The sequence below is a fragment of the Streptomyces sp. NPDC044921 genome, assembly GCF_056432865.1.
In genome coordinates, this window is record NZ_JBWKIF010000003.1 from 210,109 (window position 1) to 231,770 (window position 21,662).

Consider the following 21,662-nt stretch of genomic DNA (forward strand, 5'->3'; position numbering starts at 1 on the left):
CGGCATGCGGCTGCGGCGCCGGGCCGCGTGCGGCCCGGCGCGCGCCGGTACGCCAGGGGCAGCCTCTCGTGGCGTGTGAAGCACCACAAGGACGCCCAGGGGGCCCAGGGGGGCGGAATCGGCCATTTCCGCGGACGGGCCTGTTCAGGCCGATCGGCGGCGCGGTGGCGGAGCGTCGGCGGTGGCGGCACCGTCGCCGGTACTGTCGTAGGAGACGTCGTTGAAGCCCTGCGTCATCCCGCAACGCGCCGAGGTGGAACCCGTGAAGGCGATCCGTCGATTCACCGTCCGACCCGTGCTCCCCGAGCCCCTCCGGCCCTTGAGTGATCTGGCCCGCAACCTGCGCTGGTCCTGGCACGCGGAGACCCGTGACCTGTTCCAGTCCGTCGACCCGGAGCGGTGGGCCGCCTCGGGCGGCGACCCGGTCCGGCTGCTGGGCGGCGTGCCGCCCGCGCGGCTCGCCGAGCTGTCCGAGGACCGCCGTTTCCTGCGCCGCCTCGCCGCGGTCGCGGGCGACCTGAACGACTACATGACCGGCGACCGCTGGTACCAGGCCCAGCCCGACGACCTGCCCGCCGCCGTCGCCTACTTCTCACCCGAGTTCGGCATCACGGCCGCCCTGCCGCAGTACTCCGGCGGCCTCGGCATCCTGGCCGGCGACCACCTGAAGGCGGCCAGCGACCTCGGCGTCCCGCTGATCGGCGTCGGCCTGCTCTACCGGCACGGCTACTTCCGCCAGACCCTGTCCCGGGACGGCTGGCAGCAGGAGCACTACCCGGTCCTCGACCCGAACGAGCTCCCCGTCGTCCAGCTGGAGGAGCCCGACGGCACACCCGCCCAGGTCGCCCTCGCGCTGCCCGGCGGCAGGCAGTTGCACGCCCGCATCTGGCTGGCGCAGGTCGGCCGGGTCCCGCTGCTGATGCTGGACTCCGACGTCGAGGAGAACGACCTCGGCGAGCGCGGCGTCACCGACCGGCTCTACGGCGGCGGCAGCGAGCACCGGCTGCTCCAGGAGATGCTGCTGGGCATAGGAGGGGTCCGGGCGGTACGGACGTACTGCCGCCTGACCGGCCATCCCGCGCCGGAGGTGTTCCACACCAACGAGGGGCACGCCGGGTTCCTGGGCCTGGAACGCATCGCCGAACTCTGCGCCGGGGGGCTGGACTTCGACTCGGCGCTGGAGGCGGTCCGCGCCGGCACGGTCTTCACCACCCACACTCCCGTCCCGGCCGGCATCGACCGCTTCGACCGCGAGCTGGTCGCCCGCCACTTCGGTCCCGACGCCGAACTGCCCCGCATCGACGTCGACCGCGTCCTGCGCCTCGGCATGGAGACCTACCCCGGCGGGGAGCCCAACCTGTTCAACATGGCCGTGATGGGCCTGCGCCTGGCCCAGCGCGCCAACGGCGTCTCCCTGCTGCACGGCAGGGTCAGCCGTGAGATGTTCTCCGGCCTGTGGCCCGGCTTCGACCCCGACGAGGTGCCGATCACGTCCGTGACCAACGGCGTGCACGCCCCCACCTGGGTCGCTCCCGAGGTGTTCCGGCTGGGAGCCCGCCAGATCGGCGTGGAGCGCGCCGAGGACGCCCTGACGGTCGGCGGCTCGGAGCGCTGGGACTCCGTGGCGGACATCCCCGACCAGGACATCTGGGACCTGCGGCGGGGCTTGCGCGAACAGCTGGTCGAGGAGGTGCGCGAGCGGCTGCGGGCCTCCTGGCGGCAGCGCGGCGCCGGCACGGCCGAACTGGGCTGGATCGACGGCGTGCTCGACCCGGACGTCCTCACCATCGGCTTCGCCCGGCGCGTCCCGTCGTACAAGCGGCTGACGCTGATGCTGCGCGACCGCGACCGGCTGATGGAGCTGCTGCTGCACCCCGAGCGGCCGGTCCAGATCGTGGTCGCGGGCAAGGCGCACCCGGCGGACGACGGCGGCAAGCGGCTGGTGCAGGAGCTGGTGCGGTTCGCGGACGACCCGCGGGTGCGGCACCGGATCGTTTTCCTGCCCGACTACGGCATGGGGATGGCGCAGAAGCTCTACCCCGGCTGCGACATCTGGCTGAACAACCCGCTCAGGCCGCTGGAGGCCTGCGGCACCTCCGGCATGAAGGCGGCGCTCAACGGCTGCCTCAACCTGTCCGTCCTGGACGGCTGGTGGGACGAGTGGTTCCAGCCGGACTTCGGCTGGGCGATCCCCACGGCGGACGGTGTCGGGACCGACCCGGACCACCGCGACGACATAGAGGCCGCGGCGCTGTACGACCTGCTGGAGCAGCGGGTGACGCCCCGCTTCTACGAGCGGGGGCAGAGCGGGCTGCCCGACCGGTGGATCGAGATGGTCCGGCACACGCTGAGTTCCCTCGGTCCGAAGGTGCTGGCCGGGCGGATGGTCCGGGAGTACGTCGAGCGGCTCTACGCGCCGGCGGCGTTCGCCCACCGGTCGATGGACCCGGACGCGGCCCGGGACCTCGCCGAGTGGAAGGCGCGTGTGCGGGCGGCCTGGCCCGGGGTCACCGTCGACCATGTGGAGACGTCCGCCTCCGACGCGCTGGCGGAGCTCGGTACGACGCTGGGGCTGCGCGTGCGGGTCGGCCTGGGCGAGCTCGGGCCGGACGACGTGGACGTGCAGCTCGTCTCCGGGCGGGTGGACGAGGAGGACCGGATCGCGGACGCGACGATCGTTCCCCTGAAGCCGGTGGGCTCCGCCGAGCAGGACGGGCGGTGGGTCTACGAGGGGCCGCTGTCGCTGGACCGCACCGGGCCTTTCGGGTACACGGTGCGGATCCTTCCCGCCCACCGGCTGCTGGCCTCGAGCGCGGAGCTGGGCCTGGTCGCCGGGCCCTCCGAGGAGCTGGTGGCGGCCGGGGGGCTGCTGATGCGCTGAGTGCCGGCTCAGGGCGACCCGGCACCCTGGGTGGCGAGGTTCCGCAGGACGTTGCCGCACCTGCGCGCGTACGCGTGCTGGAAACCCCGCGTCGCCGGGCCGCCCGCCTTCGCGTACCACTTCGCCGCCCGGCTGAAGGCGTTCACCGTCAGCCAGACGGTGCCGTCTCCCGTGCGGTCGACGACGAAGGACTCCTCGCCGCTCTCCGGGTGGCCGGGCAGGGTGCCGTAGGCCCAGCCGGCGCGGCGGGGTTCCTCGACCGTCCACACCACGCGGCAGGGGGCCTTGATCATGCCGGCCAGGGTGACGGTGACGTCGACGCCGGGGGCGGCCCGCTCGGCGGTGGCGTCGATGCCCACGCCCATGGCGCGGTGCATCTCCCAGGTGAGGACCGCCTCCGACGCCCGGCGGAAGACGTCCTCGCCCTCGCCGAGCCGGGTGCGGACGTGCAGGGGGTGGAAGCCCGGCGGGCAGAAGCCCTGGTCGCGGGTGGCGCCGACGTCGGCGTAGGTGAAGTCCTTCGGATCCGGATGAGACACGGTCACCAAGAGTAGGGCGGTACCCGGACCCGCCTTCGGTCCGGGTACCGCCCGTGGTCGTTCTCCGGTCAGCCGACGTTGACGGCGGACCAGGCGGCGGCGACCGCCTTTTACTCGGCGCTGGACGCGCCGTACAGCGCCGAGGCCGCGTTCAGGGTCGCGGTGCGGGCGGCCGCGTACCTGGTCGTCGACGTCATGTACGTCGTCAGCGCCTTGTACCAGATCTGCAGCGCCTTGGTGCGGCCGATGCCGGTGACCGTGGAGCCGTTGGACGTGGGGGAGTTGTATGCGACGCCGTTGATCGTCTTCGCGCCGCTGCCCTCGCTCAGCAGGTAGAAGAAGTGGTTGGCGGGGCCCGAGGAGTAGTGCACGTCGACCGAGCCGATGCCGGCGTACCAGGCGTCCTTGGACGAGCCGTCCCTGCTGGGCTTGTCCATGTAGCGCAGCGGCGTGCCGTCGCCGTTGATGTCGATCTCCTCGCCGATGAGGTAGTCACCGGCGTCGGCGGAGTTGTTCGCGAAGAACTCCGCGCCGGCGCCGAGGATGTCGCTGGTCGCCTCGTTGAGGCCGCCGGACTCGCCGCTGTAGTTGAGGCCGGCCGTGGCCGAGGTCAGGCCGTGGCTCATCTCGTGGGCCGCCACGTCGAGCGAGGTCAGCGGGTTGGCGTTGCCCGCGCCGTCGCCGTAGGTCATGCAGAAGCAGCTGTCCGACCAGAAGGCGTTGACGTAGTTGTTGCCGTAGTGGACGCGGGAGTAGGCGGCCTTGCCGTCGTTGCGGATGCCGCTGCGGCCGAAGGCGCTCTTGTAGAAGTCCCAGGTGACCTGGGCGCCGTAGTGCGCGTCGGCGGCGGCGGTCTCCAGGTTGGAGGGGTTGCCGTTGCCCCAGACGTCGTCGGAGCCGGAGAAGAGGGTGCCGGTGCCGGAGGTGCCGCGGTTGAGGTTGTACGTCCTGTGGCCGCCGCGGGTGCCGTCGGTGAGGGTGTACGACGTGCCGGACTTGGTGGTGGTGAGGTTCACCGTGCCGCTGTACGTGGTGTTGCCGGTGCCGGTCTCGACGGCCTGGTACTCGTAGAGCTTCTCGCCGGTGGCCGCGTCGGTGACGACGTGCAGCTCGTTGGGCGTGCCGTCCTCCTGGAGGCCGCCGACGACCGTCTCGTAGGCCAGGACGGGCTTGCCGTCGGCCGCCCAGATCACCTTGCGGGGCGCGGAGTCCGCCTCGGTCTGCTCCGAGCCGGCCGCCTTGGCGAGGGTCAGGGCCTGCTTCTCCGCCTGGGCGGCGGGCACGGCCGGCTTGAGCGAGGCGACCTTGATCGCGGCCTTCGTCGCTCTGGTGACGCCCTGCCGCTCCCCGGACTCCGACTCGTGCACGACGAGGTCGCCGCCGAGGACCGGCAGACCCGCGTAGGTGCGCTCGTAGCGGGTGTGGACGGTGCCGTCGGCGTCCTTCACGACGTCCTTGACCACCAGCTTCTCCTGCGCGCCCAGGCCGATCTCGCCCGCGGTCGCGGCGGCGTCCGCCTGCTGCTCCTGGATGAGGGCGGCGCGGGCGGGCGCGGTGAGGAGGACGGGCGCGGCGGCGAGGGCCGGCTTGCTCCGCGCGTCGGCGGCGACGCTGCTGGAGGAGGTCAGGCCGGTGGTGAGCAGGGCACCGGTGGCGACCGCGGTGGCGATGGCCAGCGTGGTGCGCTTGTGACGCGCGTAGCGGGGGCTGATCACACGAGCTCCTAGGTGTGGGGGAACTGCTGGTGCTGTGCGGCGGGTGGGGGAAGAGTGGCACTTCAGACGCGTACATGTCAGGAGTGTCATGTGATGTTGGCCGGAAATCGACGGCTCGGAGACGCTCCGGACGCGTGAAACGGGCGCCGCCCCGGGGGATTCGAACCCGCCGGGGCGACGCCCTGATCCGGGGACCTGCCCGGGGCCTACGGGAAGGTGAGCTTCCAGCTGTCGATGTAGCCGGTGTCCGCGGCCGCGTTGTCCTGGACCCGCAGCTGCCAGACGCCGTTGGCGGCCTCGGAGGACGCGTTCACCGTGTACGTGGTGTTCAGGTTGTCCGCGCTGCCGCCGGTGCCGTAGCCCTTCAGCGTGTACGCCGTGCCGTCGGGGGCGACCAGCTGCACCTGGAGGTCACCGATGTAGGTGTGGACGATGTCCACGGCGACCTGGAGGTTGGACGGCGCGTTGCCGGTCCGGCCGGAGACGGTGATCGACGAGGTGACCGCCGCGCCCCGGTCCGGGATCGCCACGTCGGCGGTGTTCTCGAAGGACGTGCCCCCGCCACCTCCGCCGCCGGAGCGGGCGCCGACGTTCACGCCCGCCCACGCGTCCTGGACCGCCCTGTACTCGGCGCTGTCGGTGCCGTAGAGCTCACCGGTGGCCGCGAGGGTGCCGGTGCGGGCGCCCGCGTAGTTGGTGGTCGAGGTGAACTTGGTGGTCAGCGCGCGGAACCAGATCTTCTCCGCCTTGTCCCGGCCGATGCCGGTGACCGGAAGGCCGTCCGAGGTGGGCGAGTTGTAGGTGACACCGTTGATGGTCTTGGTGCCGCTGCCCTCGCTCAGCAGGTAGAAGAAGTGGTTCGCCGGGCCCGAGGAGTAGTGCACGTCGATCGAGCCGATGCCGGCGTACCAGGCGTCCTTGGACGAGCCGTCCTTGCTGGGCTTGTCCATGTAGCGCAGCGGCGTGCCGTCGCCGTTGATGTCGATCTCCTCGCCGATGAGGTAGTCACCGACGTCGGCGGAGTTCCTGGCGTGGAACTCGACGGTCGCGCCGAAGATGTCGCTGGTCGCCTCGTTCAGGCCGCCGGACTCGCCGGAGTAGACGAGCTTGGCCGTGTTCGACGTGAGCCCGTGCGTCATCTCGTGCGCGGCCACGTCGATCGACGTCAGCGGGTTGGCGTTGCCCGCGCCGTCGCCGTAGGTCATGCAGAAGCAGCTGTCCGACCAGAAGGCGTTGACGTAGTTGTTGCCGTAGTGGACCCGCGAGTACGCGCCCACGCCGTCGCCGCGGATGCCGGAGCGGCCGTGCACGTTCTTGTAGTAGTCCCAGGTCAGGGCGGCCCCGTAGTGGGCGTCGGCGGCGGCCGACTCCAGGTTGGACGGGCTGCCGTTGCCCCACACGTCGTCCGGGCCGGAGAAGAGGGTGCCGGTGCCGGAGGTGCCGCGGTTGAGGTTGTACGTCCTGTGGTTGCCGCGGGCGCCGTCGGTGAGGTTGTACGTCGATCCGGACTGGGTGGTGGTGAGGTCGACCGTGCCGGAGTACACCGTGTGGCCGGTGCCGGTCTCGATGGCCTCCCACGCGTACAGCTTCGCGCCGCTCGTGGCGTCCGTGATGACGTGCAGTTCCTGCGGGGTGCCGTCGTGCTGGAAACCGCCGACGACCGTCTCGTACGCCACCACGGGCTTGCCGCTCGCGGCCCAGATCACCTTACGGGGCTCGCGGTTGATGTCCGGGCTCTTGGCCTCCTCGGCCTTCCCGGCGGCCAGGGCCTGCTGCCGGGCCTTCGCGGCGGGCACCGCCGTCCTCGTCGTGGCCGGCGCGATGGCGGCACGGGTGGCCTTCACGACGGCGGCCGTCTCGTCCGCCTTCGTGCTCTCCACGACCAGGTCGCCGCCGAGGACCGGCAGACCGTCGTAGGTGCGCTCGTAGCGGGTGTGCACGGTGCCGTCCCGGTCCTTCAGGACGTCACGGACGACCAGCTTCTCCTTGGCTCCCAGGCCCAGGTCCCTCGCGGTCCGCGCCGTGGCGGCGTCGGCCTCGCGGATCAGCGCGGCGCGCTGGGCGGGGGTGAGCCGGACCGGCTCCGAGCCGGGGTTCGCCTCGCTCGCGGCCCGCGGTGCCTTCTCCGGGGCTGCGACGGCGGCACCGCCCTGCACGGCGGCGGCGATCAGCGCGGCGACCCCGGCGAGGGCCACGGCCGCGGTGCGGCGGGGGGCGTGGGGAGTGCGTCTGTGGGAGGTGCCTCTTCGCGAGGAACTGCTTCTCAACACAAACTCCTTCTGCGGGACCGGGGATCGCCCGGCCTGGGGAGGTGGAGGTGTTGCTGTGGGGTTGCTGTGCAGCAGTCGTGGGAAGCGTGGCAGGGGACCGCGCTTTCTGTCAGGGGCGCGTCAATACAATGGCCGGAAACGGTTCGTTGACCGGAAGTTCATGTTCGCTATACGGACACGTAAGAGCCCCTTGACGATCCGTCGGGCCTGACGGCCGGCGGGGCGCCCGGGCTACGCCAGACTGTCCCGCCACGCCCGGTGCAGCTCCGCGAACCTGCCCGTGCCCGCGATGAGTTCGGCCGGTTCGCCGTCCTCGACGATCCTGCCGTGTTCCATCACCAGGACCCGGTCCGCGATCTCCACCGTCGACAGCCGGTGCGCGATCACCACCGCCGTACGGCCCTCCAGCACGGTCGCCATGGCCCGCTGCACCGCCCGTTCGCCCGGGACGTCCAGCGAGCTGGTCGCCTCGTCGAGGATCAGCACCGCCGGGTCGGCCAGCAACGCCCGCGCGAACGCCACCAGTTGCCGCTGCCCGGCCGAGATGCGCCCGCCCCGCTTGCGGACGTCGGTGTCGTAGCCGTCGGGCAGGGCGCTGATGAAGTCGTGCGCGCCGATCTCCTTCGCCGCCTGCTCGATCTCCGCACGGGACGCGTCCGGCCGGCCGATCGCGATGTTGTCGGCGACCGTGCCCGAGAACAGGAACGCCTCCTGCGTCACCATCACCACCCCGCGCCGCAGCTCGGGCACGGCCAGGTCGCGCAGGTCGACGCCGTCGAGCAGCACCCTTCCGGCGTAGGGGTCTCCCCCGCTCGAACGCAGTTGAGAGCTTGGGGAAGGGTCGTAGAACCGGGCCAGCAGCTTGGCCAGCGTCGACTTGCCGGCGCCCGTGGAGCCGACGACCGCGACCGTCTGCCCGGCCGGGAGCGTCAGGTCGAAGCGGGGCAGCACCTCGCCGCCGGTGCGGTAGGCGAAGCGGACGCCGTCGAAGACGACCTCGCGGCCCGGGTGCTCGCTCTTCAGCGGCGGGAGCGGCCGGGGCCTTTTGGGCTCGGGCACGGACGGCGTCTGGGCGAGCAGCCCGGCGATCTTCTCCAGGGAGGCCGCCGCCGACTGGTAGGAGTTGAGGAACATGCCGAGCCGGTCGATGGGGTCGTACAGCCGCCGCAGGTACAGCACGGCCGCCGCCAGCACACCGAGGGCCAGGGTGCCGTCGGCGACCCGGTGGGCGCCCCACAGCACGATCGCCGCCACCGCCGTGTTGGCGACCAGCCGTGAGCCGGTGACGTACCGGGCCATCTCCAGCAGCGCGTCGCCGTTGGTCCGCTCGTGCCGCTCGTTGAGCCGGCCGAAGTCGGTGTCGTTGGCGGCCTCGCGGCGGAAGGCACGCACCGGGCGGATGCCGTTCACGGTCTCGACGAACTTGACGATGACGGCGGCGATCGCGGTGGACCGCGCCCGGTACACCCGTCCCGCCCGCCGCTGGTACAGCCGCACGAGCGCGTACAGCGGCACCAGCGACGCCACCGCCACGCCCCCGAGCCCGAGGTCGAGCCAGAGCAGCATCGCCGAGATGTAGAGGAACGACAGCACGACCGTCACGAGCTCCTGCAGGCCCTCGTCGAGCAGCTCGCGCAGCGACTCCACGTCCGTCGTGGAGCGGGAGATGAGCCGGCCGGAGGTGTAGCGCTCGTGGAAGTCGACGCTGAGCGCCTGCGCGTGGCGGAAGATCCGCCCGCGCAGGTCCAGCAGCACGTCCTGGTTGACCCGGGCGGCCGCGGCGATGAACGCCCACTGCAGCGCGCCCGCGGCCAGCGCGCACCCCAGGTAACCGGCCCCCACCGCGATCAGCGGCCCGTGGTCGTCCGCCCGGAACGCCGGTACGGCACGGTCGATGGCGTACGCCACGAGCAGCGGGCCCGCCTGCACCACCGCCTGCTGGAGCAGCAGCAGGAGCGTCGTGACCGCCACCCGGGTCTTCATGGGTGCGAGCAGGGAACGCAGCAGGGCGGCGGTGGCGCCCGGGGGAGTGGGCAGGAGGTCCTGGTCGAAGGAGTCGCCCGGGGCGGGGCGGTGGTCGTCGGACTTCCCGCCGGCCGGTGCCGTGGTGGCCGCCGTCATCGGGATCCCTCCGCTTCCCCGGACTCCGCTCCGGACATCAGGTGCGCGTACTCGGCGTTGGTGCGCAGCAGTTCGTGATGGGTGCCGACCGCGGCGATCCGGCCGCCGGACAGCAGGGCGACCCGGTCGGCCAGCAGCACCGTGGACGGGCGGTGCGCCACGATCAGGGCGGTCGTGTCGGCCAGGACCTGCCGCAGGGCGGCCTCCACGGCGGCCTCGGTGTGCACGTCCAGCGCCGACAGCGGGTCGTCGAGCACCAGGAACTCCGGCTGTCCCACGACCGCCCGGGCCAGGGCGAGACGCTGGCGCTGGCCGCCGGAGAGGCTGAGGCCCTGCTCGCCGACGCGGGTGCCGGTCCCCTGGGGCAGGGCGTGCACGAAGTCGGCCTGGGCGACGGCCAGCGCTCGTTCCAGCGCGCCCGGACCCGCCGTGTCCCCGGCCCCCATGAGAACGTTGTCGCCCACCGAGGCCGAGAAGAGCGTGGGCTCCTCGAAGGCGACGGCGACCTTGGCGCGCAGGGCCTCACGGGGCAGGGCGGTGATGTCGACGCCGTCGAGCGTGATGCGGCCCGAGGTCACCTCGTACAGGCGCGGCACGAGCGCGGTCAGCGTCGTCTTGCCGCTGCCTGTGGTGCCGACCAGGGCCATGGACTCGCCGGGGCGGATGTGCAGGTCGACGTGGTGGAGGACGGGAGGGGAGCCGGGCGGGGCGTCCGGGTAGCGGAAGGTGACGTCGTGGAAGCGCAGTCCCCGGTCCGCCGGGTCGGCCGGGGCCGCCGCCGGTGCCGGATCCGCCTCCTCGGCCTTCTCGTCCATCACCTCGAAGTACCGCTCCGTCGCCGTGGCCGCCTCCTGGGTCATCGCCAGCAGGAACCCGATCGACTCCACCGGCCAGCGCAGCGCCAGCGCCGTCGACAGGAAGGCCACCAGCGTGCCCGCCGACAGGTCCCCGTCGGCGACCTGGACGACCCCCACCACCAGCGCGGCGCCGATCGCCACCTCCGGCAGCGTCACGATGACGCCCCAGATCGTCGCCAGCAGGCGCGCCTTGCGCAGTTCCGTGCCGCGCAGCCGCTGCGACAGCTCGCGGAAGGAGCGCGCCTGGCTCCGGTGGCGGCCGAAGCCCTTGATGATCCGGATGCCGAGCACGCTCTCCTCGACGACCGTCGTCAGATCCCCGACCTGGTCCTGGGCGCGCCGCGCCGCCGCGGCGTAGCGCTTCTCGAAGACCACGCAGGTGATCAGGACGGGCACCGCGGGGCCGAGGATGACCAGCCCCAGCGTCCAGTCCTGCAGCAGCATGATGATCACGCCGACGAGGATCGTCACCCCGTTGACCAGCAGGAACGTCAGCGGGAAGGCGAGGAACATGCGCAGCAGCATCAGGTCCGTCGTCCCCCGGGACAGCAACTGCCCCGAGGCCCACCGGTCGTGGAAGGCCACGGGCAGCCGCTGCAGGTGCCGGTACAGCGCCGCCCGCATGGAGGCCTCGACGTGGGACAGCGGACGGGCCACCAGCCAGCGCCGCAGCCCGAACAGCAGCGCCTCGGCGAAGCCGAGCAGCAGCAGGTACAGCGCCCCGAGCCACACCCCGGCCGGGTCCCGCCCGGCGACGGGCCCGTCCACCATCCACTTCAGGACGAGCGGGATCACCAGCCCCACGCAGGAGGCGAGTATCGCGACGAACGCGGCGGTGAACAGCCGCGCCCGCACGGGCCGGACATACGGCCACAGGCGCAGCAGCGTACGCACGACGGAACGGTCCTGGGCGGGGGCGGGTGTCGTGGCCATCGACAGCGAGCCTACGGTTCGCCGCTGACGCCGCCCACCGAGTTTCCGCCGGACCCGCGTCGGCCGTTGGTCCTACGACCTGCGGATCCTCGTCCTTCCCACCCGAACGGCGGACTGCGCCCCACCACCCCCACGACGACGCTTCAGCCCGCCACCCGCAGCAGCAGCACCGCCCGTGCCGGCACCGTGATCTCCGTCCCGGCCGGGTGCTCCACCCCCGGCGCCTCCCCCTGCTCCTCCAGAGCGGTGTCGACGACGACCTCGTAGCGCTCCGCCCACGGCGGACCCGGCAGCACGAAGCTCACCGGCCCCTCGCCCGCGTGCAGCACCGCCAGGAAACTGTCGTCGAGGATCTGCTCCCCGCGCTCGTCCCGGCCGGGGATGTCCCGGCCGGAGAGGTACATGCCCAGCGTGGCGGCGGGCGCGTACCAGTCCTGCTCCGTCATCTCCGTGCCCCGCGAGGTGAACCAGGCCAGGTCGCGCAGCCCGTCGGCGGAGTGCGCCCGGCCCGAGAAGAACGCGCGGCGGCGCAGCACCGGGTGCCGGTGGCGCAGCGCGATCAGCCGGGAGGTCAGCTCGAACAGGGCCCGCCAGCCGGGCTCCTGGAGCAGGCTCCAGTCCAGCCAGCTGATCTCGTTGTCCTGGCAGTAGGCGTTGTTGTTGCCCCGTTGCGTGCGGCCCAGCTCGTCGCCCGCGACCAGCATGGGCACGCCCGTGGACAGCAGCAGCGTCGTCAGCAGGTTGCGCAGCTGCCTGCGGCGCAGCGCGAGCACCTCCTCGTCGCCGGTCTCGCCCTCGACGCCGCAGTTCCACGCCCGGTTGTCGTCCGTGCCGTCCCGGTTGCCCTCGCCGTTGGCCTCGTTGTGCTTGCGCTCGTAGGACACCAGGTCGCGCAGGGTGAAACCGTCGTGCGCGGTGACGAAGTTGACCGACGCGTAGGGCCGGCGCCCGCCCCAGGCGTACAGGTCGCTGGAGCCCGACAGGCGGTAGCCCATCTCGCGCACGTCCGGCAGCGCGTGCCGCCAGAAGTCCCGCACGGCGTTGCGGTACCGGTCGTTCCACTCCGTCCACAGCGGCGGGAAGGCGCCCACCTGGTAGCCGCCCGACCCCACGTCCCACGGCTCGGCGATCAGCTTCACCCGGCGCAGCACCGGGTCCTGGGCGATCACCGCGAGGAACGGGGAGAGCATGTCGACGTCGTGCATGGAGCGGGCCAGCGCCGCCGCCAGGTCGAAGCGGAAGCCGTCCACGCCCATCTCGGTGACCCAGTAGCGCAGCGAGTCCGTGATCAGGCGCAGCACGTGCGGCTGGACCACGTGCAGGGTGTTGCCGCAGCCGGTGTAGTCGGCGTAGCGGCGGGCGTCGTCCTGGAGGCGGTAGTAGCCGCGGTTGTCGATGCCCTTCAGGGACAGCGTCGGGCCGAGCTCGCCCGCCTCGGCGGTGTGGTTGTAGACCACGTCGAGGATGACCTCGATCCCGGCCGCGTGCAGGGCGCGCACCATCCGCTTGAACTCGCCGACCTGCTGGCCCCGCGTGCCGGAGGCGGCGTAGGCCGCGTGCGGGGCGAAGTAGCCGATGGAGTTGTAGCCCCAGTAGTTGCGCAGGCTCCTGCGCAGCAGGTGGTCCTCGTGCGCGAACTGGTGCACCGGCAGCAGCTCCACCGCCGTCACGCCGAGCCGCACCAGGTGCTCTATGGCCGCCGGGTGCGCGAGGCCGGCGTAGGTGCCGCGCAGGTCCTCGGGGATGCCCGGGTGCAGCCGGGTGAAGCCCCTGACGTGCAGCTCGTAGATCACCGAGTCGGCCCAGGGGGTCTTCGGGCGGCGGTCGTCGGACCAGTCGTCGTCATCGTGGACGACGACGCCCTTCGGCACGTACGGCGCCGAGTCCCGGTCGTCGCGCACGGTGTCCGCGACGTGCTGCTGGGGCCAGTCGCGGACGTGCCCGTACACCTCCGGCGGCAGACCGAAGTCGCCGTCGACCGCGCGCGCGTACGGGTCGAGCAGCAGCTTCGCCGGGTTCCAGCGGGCACCCGTCCAGGGGTCCCAGCGGCCGTGCACCCGGTAGCCGTAGCGCTGCCCGGGCAGCACACCCGGCACGAAGCCGTGCCAGATCTCGTGGGTCAGCTCGGCGAGCCTGACCCGGGACTCCTTGCCCGCCTCGTCGAAGAGGCACAGCTCGACCCCCTCGGCCCCGCCCGCCCACAACGCGAAGTTCGTCCCGGCCACCCCGTCCGGGCCGACCCGGAACCGGGCACCCAGGGGCGTCGGCGCGCCCGGCCACGCGGGCACGACGGGGGGCGGCGCGGCCCGCCGCGTGCCGTTCACGGCGGCGGCCTGGCGCCCGTTCCCGGCGGCCTGATGGCCGGCCACCGCCTCCTGCTCGGCTGCGCTGGACACCTGTCAGCCTCCCGCGGCTCGTGGAACGACGGGGGACAGAGGGGTGCGGCCCTGTGCTGCGGCCCGGGTCGCGGCTCCCTGCGCGTCGTCCTCCCCACTGTTCTGCCCAGAGCATGGGTCGCACTCACGTTTCCCCGGGGGCGGGCATGGTCGTTTCCCGGGGCCGCGGCCGGTCGTTGGGCACCTCGTGAGGCACGTACAAGGGCGCGCGCGGCGCGCGAGGGCCGCGCTGGCCGCCGTAGTGACATGGGCAGGGCTCCTCGCCGGGGCCACCGGCTGTACCTCGGACGACGGCGGCGGCATCGCCGGGGTGTTCGGCGCGCCCCCGGCGCCCGAGGACATCATCAAGGTCACGCCCGGTGACGGCACCCGGGGCGTGCGCCCCGGGGAGGAACTGCGGGTGCGCGTGCCCGACGGCCGGCTGGAGGCGGTGCGGGTCGTCCGGTCGCAGGACGCGCGGGAGACCCCCGTGCCCGGGCATCTCTCCGCCGACGGCCTGACCTGGGAACCGGACGAGAAACGGCTCGCGCTGGGTGCCAAGTACACGGTCGACGCCGTGGCCGTGGACGGCGACGGACGCCGCTCGGCCCGGCACACCACCTTCACGACGTACGTCCCGAAGGAGCGTTTCATCGGCTACGTCACGCCGGAGCACCGCGCCACGGTCGGCACCGGGATGATCGTCTCCCTGCAGTTCAGCCGGCGGATCGCCGACCGGGCGGCCGTCGAACGCGCGGTGCGGGTCCTGGCCCGCCCGGCCGTGGAGATCCGCCCGCACTGGTTCGGCCGGACCCGGCTCGACTTCCGCCCCCAGCACTACTGGAAGCCCGGCACCCGGGTCACCGTCGAACTGCGCCTGCGGGACGTGAAGGGCGGGCCGGGCCTGTACGGCCTGCAGGACAAGAGGTTCTCCTTCACCGTCGGCCGCAGCCAGGTCTCCGTGGTCGACGCCGCCCGGCACTCGATGGAGGTGCGGCGCGACGGCGAGCCGCTCGCCACCGTGCCCGTCACGGCCGGGGCACCGAAGACCACCACGTACAACGGCAAGATGGTGGTGACCGAGATGCTGGAGGTCACCCGGATGAACGGCGCCACGGTCGGCTTCAAGAAGCGCGACGGCAAGGGCGAGTACGACATCCCCGACGTCCCGCACGCCATGCGCCTGACCGACTCGGGCACCTTCCTGCACGGCAACTACTGGGCCCACCACAGCGTCTTCGGCCGCACCAACGTCAGCCACGGCTGCATCGGGCTGCGCGACGTGAAGGGCGGCGGCGCCGACACCCCGGCCGGCTGGTTCTTCGACCGCAGCCTGGTCGGGGACGTCGTCGAGGTGGTCAACAGCAACGACAAAAAGGTCGCTCCCGACAACGGGCTCGGAGGCTGGAATATGGGCTGGAACGCATGGAAGGCGGGCAGTGCGGTGAAGTAACCGGACAGGGGGGCTGCTTGACCGGCGTTCCGTTGGGACCGAACGGTGACATTCGCGGGCCGCCGGGGCCGCTCACTTGATGGTTACTATTCGCCGGTGCGCGGGGGACACGCGCCGGGGAGCGGCCTGACCAGGGCCGGGGAGGGGAGTACCACTTGAACGTGCGACCGATATCGGGGGCGTCGGTTGGGCGCGGGAACGGCAGGCTCGCGCTCGTCGTCGGCGCGCTGCTGTTCGCCGTCACGGCGTGCGGCGGCGGGGACGGCGGCTCCGGTTCCGGCGCGGCCGGCGGCAAGGACAAGGGCGCGGACACCGCGCAGAGCAAGCAGTCCGAGGCCGTCGTCAGCATCGCGCCGAAGGACGGGGCCAAGTCCGTCGAGACCAGCGGTGCGCTGAAGGTCACCGCCGCCAAGGGCAAGCTCTCGGAGGTCGTCGTCAAGGACGCCGAGGGCAGGAGGATCGACGGGAGGATATCCGGCGACGGAGCCACCTGGACGCCGTCCACGCACCTGGCCGGTGCCACCAAGTACACCGTCCACGCGGTCGCCAAGGACTCCGAGGGCCGCACGGCCGCGGAGGACGCCGGCTTCACGACGCTGACCCCGAAGAACACCTTCATCGGCACCTTCACCCCCGAGGACGGCTCCAAGGTCGGCGTCGGCATGCCGTTCTCCATCCGCTTCTCCCGGGGCATCACCAGCCCGGAGGCCGTCGAGAACGCCATCCGCATCAAGACCGAGCCCGCCGTCGACGTCGAGGGCCACTGGTTCGGCAACGACCGGCTCGACTTCCGCCCCGAGAAGTACTGGAAGCCCGGCACCAAGGTGACCGTCGACCTGAACCTCGACGGCGTCGAGGGCCGTCCCGGCGTCTACGGCGAGCAGGACAAGAAGGTCGAGTTCACCATCGGCCGCAACCAGGTCTCGGTCGTCGACGCCAAGAAGCTCACCATGAAGGTGATGCGCGACGGCAAGGTCGTCAAGACCATCCCGGTCACCACCGGCAAGCCCGGCATGGAGACCTGGAACGGCCAGATGGTCATCAGCGAGATGCTCACGGTCACCCGGATGAACGGCGAGACCGTCGGCTACGGCGGCGAGTACGACATCAAGGACGTCCCGCACGCCATCCGCCTCACCACTTCCGGCACGTTCCTGCACGGCAACTACTGGGCGGGCGGCGCCTTCGGCAACTACAACGCCAGCCACGGCTGCATCGGCCTGCGCGACGTGCGCGGCGGCTGGGACAAGAAGGCGCCGGCCGCGTGGTTCTTCAACCACTCCATGATCGGCGACGTGGTGGTCGTGAAGAACTCCGAGGACCGGATCGTCGCCCCGGACAACGGGCTCAACGGCTGGAACATGTCGTGGGAGAAGTGGAAGAAGTAGCACCCCTCCGCTGACGGCGGGGCCCCGGTGTGACCGACCGCACCGGGGCCCCGCCCGTTAGTCCCCGTTAACCTGCTGCCCATGACCATCTCTCTGGAAGTCGCTGAAGGCGTCGGCACGCTCCGGCTGGACCGACCGCCCATGAACGCGCTGGACATCGCCACCCAGGACCGGCTGAAGGAACTCGCCGAGGAGGCCGCGCGCCGCGAGGACGTGCGGGCCGTGGTGGTCTACGGCGGGGAGAAGGTGTTCGCGGCCGGCGCGGACATCAAGGAGATGCAGGCGATGGACCACACCGCGATGGTCCTGCGCGCCCGGGCCCTGCAGGACTCCTTCACGGCCGTGGCCCGCATCCCCAAGCCGGTCGTCGCGGCCGTGACGGGCTACGCCCTGGGCGGCGGCTGCGAGCTCGCGCTCTGCGCGGACTACCGCATCGCCGGCGAGAACGCCAAGCTCGGCCAGCCGGAGATCCTGCTCGGCCTGATCCCCGGCGCCGGCGGCACCCAGCGCCTGGCCCGCCTGGTCGGCCCCGCCAAGGCCAAGGACCTCATCTTCACGGGCCGGATGGTCAAGGCGGACGAGGCGAAGGAGATCGGCCTGGTCGACCGGGTCGTGCCCCCCGGCGAGGTCTACGCGCAGGCGCACGCCTGGGCCGCGAAGCTCGCCCAGGGCCCGGCCCTCGCGCTGCGTGCCGCCAAGGAGTCGGTCGACACGGGCCTGGAGACGGACATCGACACGGGCCTCGCGATCGAACGGAGCTGGTTCGCGGGCCTGTTCGCCACCGAGGACCGCGAGCGCGGGATGCGCAGCTTCGTGGAGGAGGGGCCCGGCAAGGCGAAGTTCCTCTGAACATCCCTCCAGGGGGTTGCAATTGACGCCGTGTCTGATCCGGGTCCCTCGAAGGAGCGGTTTATGGCAGCCTTAAGGCAACCTTAAGCACGCCGGATCGAGGGAGTCCGCCGATTGGCCCGGAATGGTCCGTTCCAGCAGGTCAGCCCGGGTGCGGACCAGGCCGGGGTGTCTCTGGCATATGACGGACGCCCGCCGGTCCTCGGTCCGCCCTCCCGGGCGTATTCCCCGGGAACGGCCCCGGCGCGCGGCCCGGGCGGCCATGATGGGGGCATGGCGGGGCTGGAGGGTATGGAACAGCCGCGGGGACACGCTCATGCGGCCGCGGCGCGCTGGTCGCCGACCGTCGAGGACGAACACGCGCTGAAGGCGCTGGAGTTGTACGGCAATCCGACGGAGGCAGAGGTTCCACTGCCGTCCCGCCCCGAGTCCGCCGCCACCGCGCGCCGCCTCACCCAGGTCGTGGTCCTGCGGCACTGGGGGCTCACGCCCAAGACCACGGAGGACGCCGTCCTGCTCGTCTCCGAACTGGTCGGCAACGCCGTGCGCCACACGGGCGCCCGCGTCTTCGGGCTCCGGTTGCACCGCCGCCGGGGCTGGATCCGCGTCGAGGTCCGCGACCCCTCCCGCGGGCTGCCGTGCCTGATGCCGGTGCAGGAGATGGACGTCAGCGGCCGGGGCCTATTCCTCGTCGACAAGCTGGCCGACCGCTGGGGGGTCGATCTGCTGCCCCGCGGGAAGACCACCTGGTTCGAGATGCGGGTCGCCGACCGCTGACGGCCGGGGCCGCCGGTCCGGCCGGGGCCGCCGGTCCGCGCGGCGGGCTCACCCGGCCGTCGATCGGGCGAATCGGACGTTTCTGTGCCGTGCGCCCGTTAAATGATGGAATGCACCGTCACCTCGTCAGAAGCACCCTGGTCACGGGTGCCGCCCTCGCCGTCCTCGCCGCCTGCGGCACGGACGGCGAGCGGACCTCCGAGGCGCGCGGCACCAAGGCCGCCGTGCCCGCCCCGCCCGAGAAGAAGCCCGTCGAGGGCCTGCCCGGCATGCCGCCCGTCCTCGACCCGCAGGACGTGTACGCGGCCGACCGCCCGGGCAAGCTGTCCCCCGTGGTCAAGGACTTCCCGTCCCGGGTCTACGTCCCCAACACCGAGTCCGACACGGTCTCCGTCATCGACCCGAAGACGTACGAGGTCATCGAGACCATCCCCGTGGGCCGGCAGCCGCAGCACGTCGTGCCCTCCTGGGACCTGAAGACCCTCTGGGTCAACAACAACCGCGGCCACACCCTCACCCCGATCGACCCGAAGACCGGCAAGGCGGGCAAGGAGGTCGAGGTGCACGACCCCTACAACCTCTACTTCACGCCCCACGGCAAGTACGCCGTCGTCATGGCCTCCCTCGACCGCGAACTGGTCTTCCGCGACCCGCACACCATGGCCGTGAAGAAGACCGTCCCGGTCTCCTGCTACGGCGTCAACCACGCCGACTTCTCCCTCGACGGGCGCTACTTCATCGTCTCCTGCGAGTTCAGCGGCGAACTGCTCAAGGTCGACACCGAGAAGATGGAGGTCGTCGGCCAGCAGCGGCTGCCGCTGGAGGGCGCCATGCCGCAGGACGTGAAGCTCTCCCCCGACGGCAAGAGGTTCTACATCGCCGACATGATGGCCCACGGCATGTGGGTCCTGGACGGCGACACGTTCGCCGAACCGACCCTGCTGCCCACCGGCAAGGGCTGCCACGGCCTCTACGTCAGCCGCGACTCGCGCGAGATGTACGTGTCCAACCGCGGCGAGGGCACCGTCTCCGTCTTCGACTTCACGCGGAACAAGCTCACCAGGAAATGGCGGCTGCCCGACGGCGGCAGCCCCGACATGGGCGGCGTCTCCGCCGACGGAAAGGTGCTCTGGCTCTCCGGCCGCTACGACGCCGAGGTGTACGCCATCGACACCCGCACCGGCACCCAGCTCGCCCGCATCCCCGTCGGCAGCGGCCCGCACGGCCTCGCGGTCTACCCCCAGCCCGGCCGCTACTCCCTCGGGCACACGGGCGTCTTCCGCTGACCCCCGTCGCCCGCCACCGACCGCGGCGGCCCCGCCCCTCGGGAGCCGGGCCCGCGCCTTGGGTCCCCGGCTGCTGGAGGGTCCGGACCCCCGTCGCCGGACACGGCGGACCCGGTGATCCGCGCTCGGACGCGGGGCACCGCCGCCGGCCTGCCCGAGGAACCGGCGCCCGAGCAGGTGGACGCCTGGCCGGAGCCGGCCGAGATGCCACGGGGACCCGGACTTCCGGGCCGAGACGCGCGAGGTCGCCGAGGCCAACACGGCCGACCACGGCCACGACGCGCCCGCCGGGGCGTCCCTGCGGATCTCCCGGCGCCTCGCGCAACGGGGCGCCGATGCCCGCCGGCGGGGCACCGCCCCCGGCTCACCGGAGGCCGGCCCGGGGCTGGACGGTCCGCTGGACACGGCCGACCCCGCCGCCGTACTGGAGCGGCTGCCCGCCGCACTGGAAGCCCGAGCGGCCCGTTAATCTGACCTGCGTCAGTACGACGTACAGCACGAGACGAGGGGCGATCGGTGGCGGACATCGAGGAAGCACGCAAGCAGTTCGAGCGGATCGATACGGACGGTGACGGATTCATCACCGCTGCCGAGTTCAAGACCGCCCTGGCCCAGTCGGGTGACTGGAACGTCACCGAGTCGGTCGCCGAGGTCGTCATCAAGGCCCGCGACCTGGACGGCGACAAGAAGCTGAGCTTCGACGAGTTCTGGGCCTACCTGAACAAGTAGGCCACGCGCGCGTGCGCGAAGGGGCCCGGTCCGTGCCCGCACGGACCGGGCCCCTCGCCGTGCCGGGCCCGCCGGGAGCCGCGGGACCCGTTCGCGCCCGCCGCGAACGCGGAATAGTCCGCCGGCACCGGAGGTTGACGCGGGTCACAAGGATCCGCAAGGCGCTATCCACCCCGGAAGGGCGAGGCCATGAAGATCGGCATCATCGGAGCGGGCAACATCGGCGGCAACCTGACCCGGCGGCTCACCGCCCTCGGCCACGACGTGTCCGTCGCCAACTCCCGCGGGCCGCACACCCTCACCGCCCTGGCGGAGGAGACCGGCGCGACACCGGTACCGGTCGAGGAGGCCGCGCGGGGCGCGGAGGTCGTCGTGGTGACCATCCCCCTGAAGGCGGTCCCGGAGCTGCCGTCCGGCGTGCTCGACGGCGCGGCGGAGGGCGTCGCGGTCATCGACACGGGCAACTACTACCCCCGGCAGCGCGACGGCAGGATCGTCGGGATCGAGGACGACGGCCTCACCGAGAGCCGCTGGACCGAACGGCAGCTCGGCCACCCCGTCGTCAAGGCCTTCAACGGCACCTACGCCCAGGACATCGTGGACCGGCACCGCCCGGCCGGCGACCCCGACCGCCTGGCCCTCCCGGTGGCCGGCGACGACGAGGCGGCCAAGCGGAAGGTGCGCGACCTCATCGAGGAACTCGGTTTTGACACGGTCGACGCGGGCGGGCTCGACGACTCCTGGCGCCAGCAGCCCGGCACCCCGGTCTACGGCCTGCGCGGCGGAGTCGAGGAGATCACCAAGGCCCTGGCGGAGGCGTCCCCGGAGCGCACGGCGGACTTCCGCGGCTAGACCGGCGGACATCAGGCGTCCGCGGCCCACTTCCGCAGCGCCGCCCGGCTGTCGAAGTCGGCGACGTTCTTGTCCAGCGGGTCGTCGGTGTACTGGTGGAAGCGCCACTTCGCCTTGATGCGGGGCTTGCCCGCGGAGACGTAGTCGGCTATCCACAGCCCGTCGCCGGCGTAGGAGCTCGTGTCGACGGTGAGCCAGAAGTGCCGGTTGCAGTAGAGCACCACGCGATGGTGCGGCCGGAGTTCCTTCAGCTTCCGCAGGAACCGGTCCTTCTCCGCGTTGGTGGCGTGCGTCCCGTCGCCGGTGGTCTCCCAGTCGACGGCGAGGATGTCGCCCGCCCGGTCCGGGGCCTTGCCGAGGAAGTACTCGGCCTGGGCGGTGAGGTTGCCGGGCCACAGGAAGTGGTAGAAGCCGACGACCAGCCCGGCGTCGCGCGCCCGCCGGGTCTGGGCGGCGAGCTTCGGGTTCACGTAGGACCGCCCTTCGGTCGCCTTGACGAACACGAAGGACAGGCCCTCGGTGGAGTAGGAGGAGGACTGGTAGGCGCTCACGTCTATGCCGCGCAGCATGGGGGGCTCCGTGAAGTGCTGGTGGGGGTGGGGGAGTCGGTGCCCACCACGATGGCACGGGCTGCTGT

Annotated in this window: 14 protein-coding genes and 1 pseudogene; 8 read left to right on the plus strand and 7 right to left on the minus strand. The window is 72.1% G+C overall.

Annotated elements, in window-relative coordinates:
- The first annotated feature begins 262 nt into the window (after positions 1-262).
- Positions 263-2,881: a glycosyltransferase family 1 protein gene (locus AC07DA_RS06080; protein ID WP_479125029.1), complete on the plus strand. Its 2,619-nt coding sequence runs from the start codon at positions 263-265 to the stop codon at positions 2,879-2,881.
- An 8-nt stretch (positions 2,882-2,889) separates the two neighbouring features.
- On the opposite strand, the gene AC07DA_RS06085 is transcribed toward AC07DA_RS06080, so the two are convergent.
- The 6 genes from AC07DA_RS06085 to glgX form a co-directional block, all read right to left on the minus strand.
- Entirely contained in the window at positions 2,890-3,426 is a 537-nt protein-coding gene (locus AC07DA_RS06085) for a DUF1990 family protein (RefSeq protein ID WP_479125030.1), read from the minus strand.
- Positions 3,427-3,530: 104 nt separating this feature from the next.
- Positions 3,531-5,132 (minus strand): M4 family metallopeptidase, encoded by a 1,602-nt coding sequence (locus tag AC07DA_RS06090; protein WP_479125425.1) that lies wholly within the window; start codon positions 5,130-5,132, stop codon positions 3,531-3,533.
- Positions 5,133-5,341: 209 nt separating this feature from the next.
- Positions 5,342-7,402, minus strand: coding sequence for a M4 family metallopeptidase (locus tag AC07DA_RS06095; protein ID WP_479125032.1), 2,061 nt, complete (start codon positions 7,400-7,402; stop codon positions 5,342-5,344).
- A gap of 234 nt (positions 7,403-7,636) precedes the next feature.
- Positions 7,637-9,526 (minus strand): ABC transporter ATP-binding protein, encoded by a 1,890-nt coding sequence (locus AC07DA_RS06100; RefSeq protein WP_479125034.1) that lies wholly within the window; start codon positions 9,524-9,526, stop codon positions 7,637-7,639.
- Positions 9,523-11,316 (minus strand): ABC transporter ATP-binding protein, encoded by a 1,794-nt coding sequence (locus AC07DA_RS06105; RefSeq protein WP_479125036.1) that lies wholly within the window; start codon positions 11,314-11,316, stop codon positions 9,523-9,525. Before AC07DA_RS06105 ends, AC07DA_RS06100 begins: the two co-directional genes overlap by 4 nt.
- 143 nt (positions 11,317-11,459) lie before the next feature.
- Positions 11,460-13,712 carry a glycogen debranching protein GlgX gene (gene glgX, locus AC07DA_RS06110; protein ID WP_479125038.1) on the minus strand — a complete coding sequence of 751 codons (2,253 nt, stop codon included), beginning with the start codon at positions 13,710-13,712 and terminating at the stop codon, positions 11,460-11,462.
- 187 nt (positions 13,713-13,899) lie between these two features.
- Here glgX and AC07DA_RS06115 point away from each other — a divergent pair, with 187 nt between their 5' ends.
- The 7 genes and pseudogenes from AC07DA_RS06115 to AC07DA_RS06145 form a co-directional block, all read left to right on the plus strand.
- The gene (locus AC07DA_RS06115; protein ID WP_479125040.1) at positions 13,900-15,144 is read left to right on the plus strand and encodes a L,D-transpeptidase; all 1,245 of its coding nucleotides are present in this window, start codon (positions 13,900-13,902) and stop codon (positions 15,142-15,144) included.
- A 155-nt stretch (positions 15,145-15,299) separates the two neighbouring features.
- Complete coding sequence (locus AC07DA_RS06120; RefSeq protein WP_479125041.1) at positions 15,300-16,532, plus strand: L,D-transpeptidase; 1,233 nt, start codon at positions 15,300-15,302, stop codon at positions 16,530-16,532.
- An 81-nt stretch (positions 16,533-16,613) separates the two neighbouring features.
- Entirely contained in the window at positions 16,614-17,381 is a 768-nt protein-coding gene (locus AC07DA_RS06125; RefSeq protein WP_479125043.1) for an enoyl-CoA hydratase/isomerase family protein, read from the plus strand.
- Positions 17,382-17,549: 168 nt separating this feature from the next.
- Positions 17,550-18,158: an ATP-binding protein gene (locus AC07DA_RS06130; RefSeq protein ID WP_479125045.1), complete on the plus strand. Its 609-nt coding sequence runs from the start codon at positions 17,550-17,552 to the stop codon at positions 18,156-18,158.
- A 110-nt stretch (positions 18,159-18,268) separates the two neighbouring features.
- Entirely contained in the window at positions 18,269-19,444 is a 1,176-nt protein-coding gene (locus AC07DA_RS06135; RefSeq protein ID WP_479125046.1) for a YncE family protein, read from the plus strand.
- Between the two features lie 516 nt (positions 19,445-19,960).
- Positions 19,961-20,173 (plus strand): EF-hand domain-containing protein, encoded by a 213-nt coding sequence (locus AC07DA_RS06140; RefSeq protein ID WP_479125048.1) that lies wholly within the window; start codon positions 19,961-19,963, stop codon positions 20,171-20,173.
- Between the two features lie 174 nt (positions 20,174-20,347).
- A pseudogene (locus AC07DA_RS06145) lies at positions 20,348-21,025 on the plus strand (NADPH-dependent F420 reductase); the annotation flags it as partial.
- An 11-nt stretch (positions 21,026-21,036) separates the two neighbouring features.
- Here AC07DA_RS06145 and AC07DA_RS06150 read toward each other — a convergent pair.
- Positions 21,037-21,594, minus strand: coding sequence for a glycoside hydrolase family 25 protein (locus AC07DA_RS06150; protein WP_479125049.1), 558 nt, complete (start codon positions 21,592-21,594; stop codon positions 21,037-21,039).
- Between the last annotated feature and the right edge of the window lie 68 nt (positions 21,595-21,662).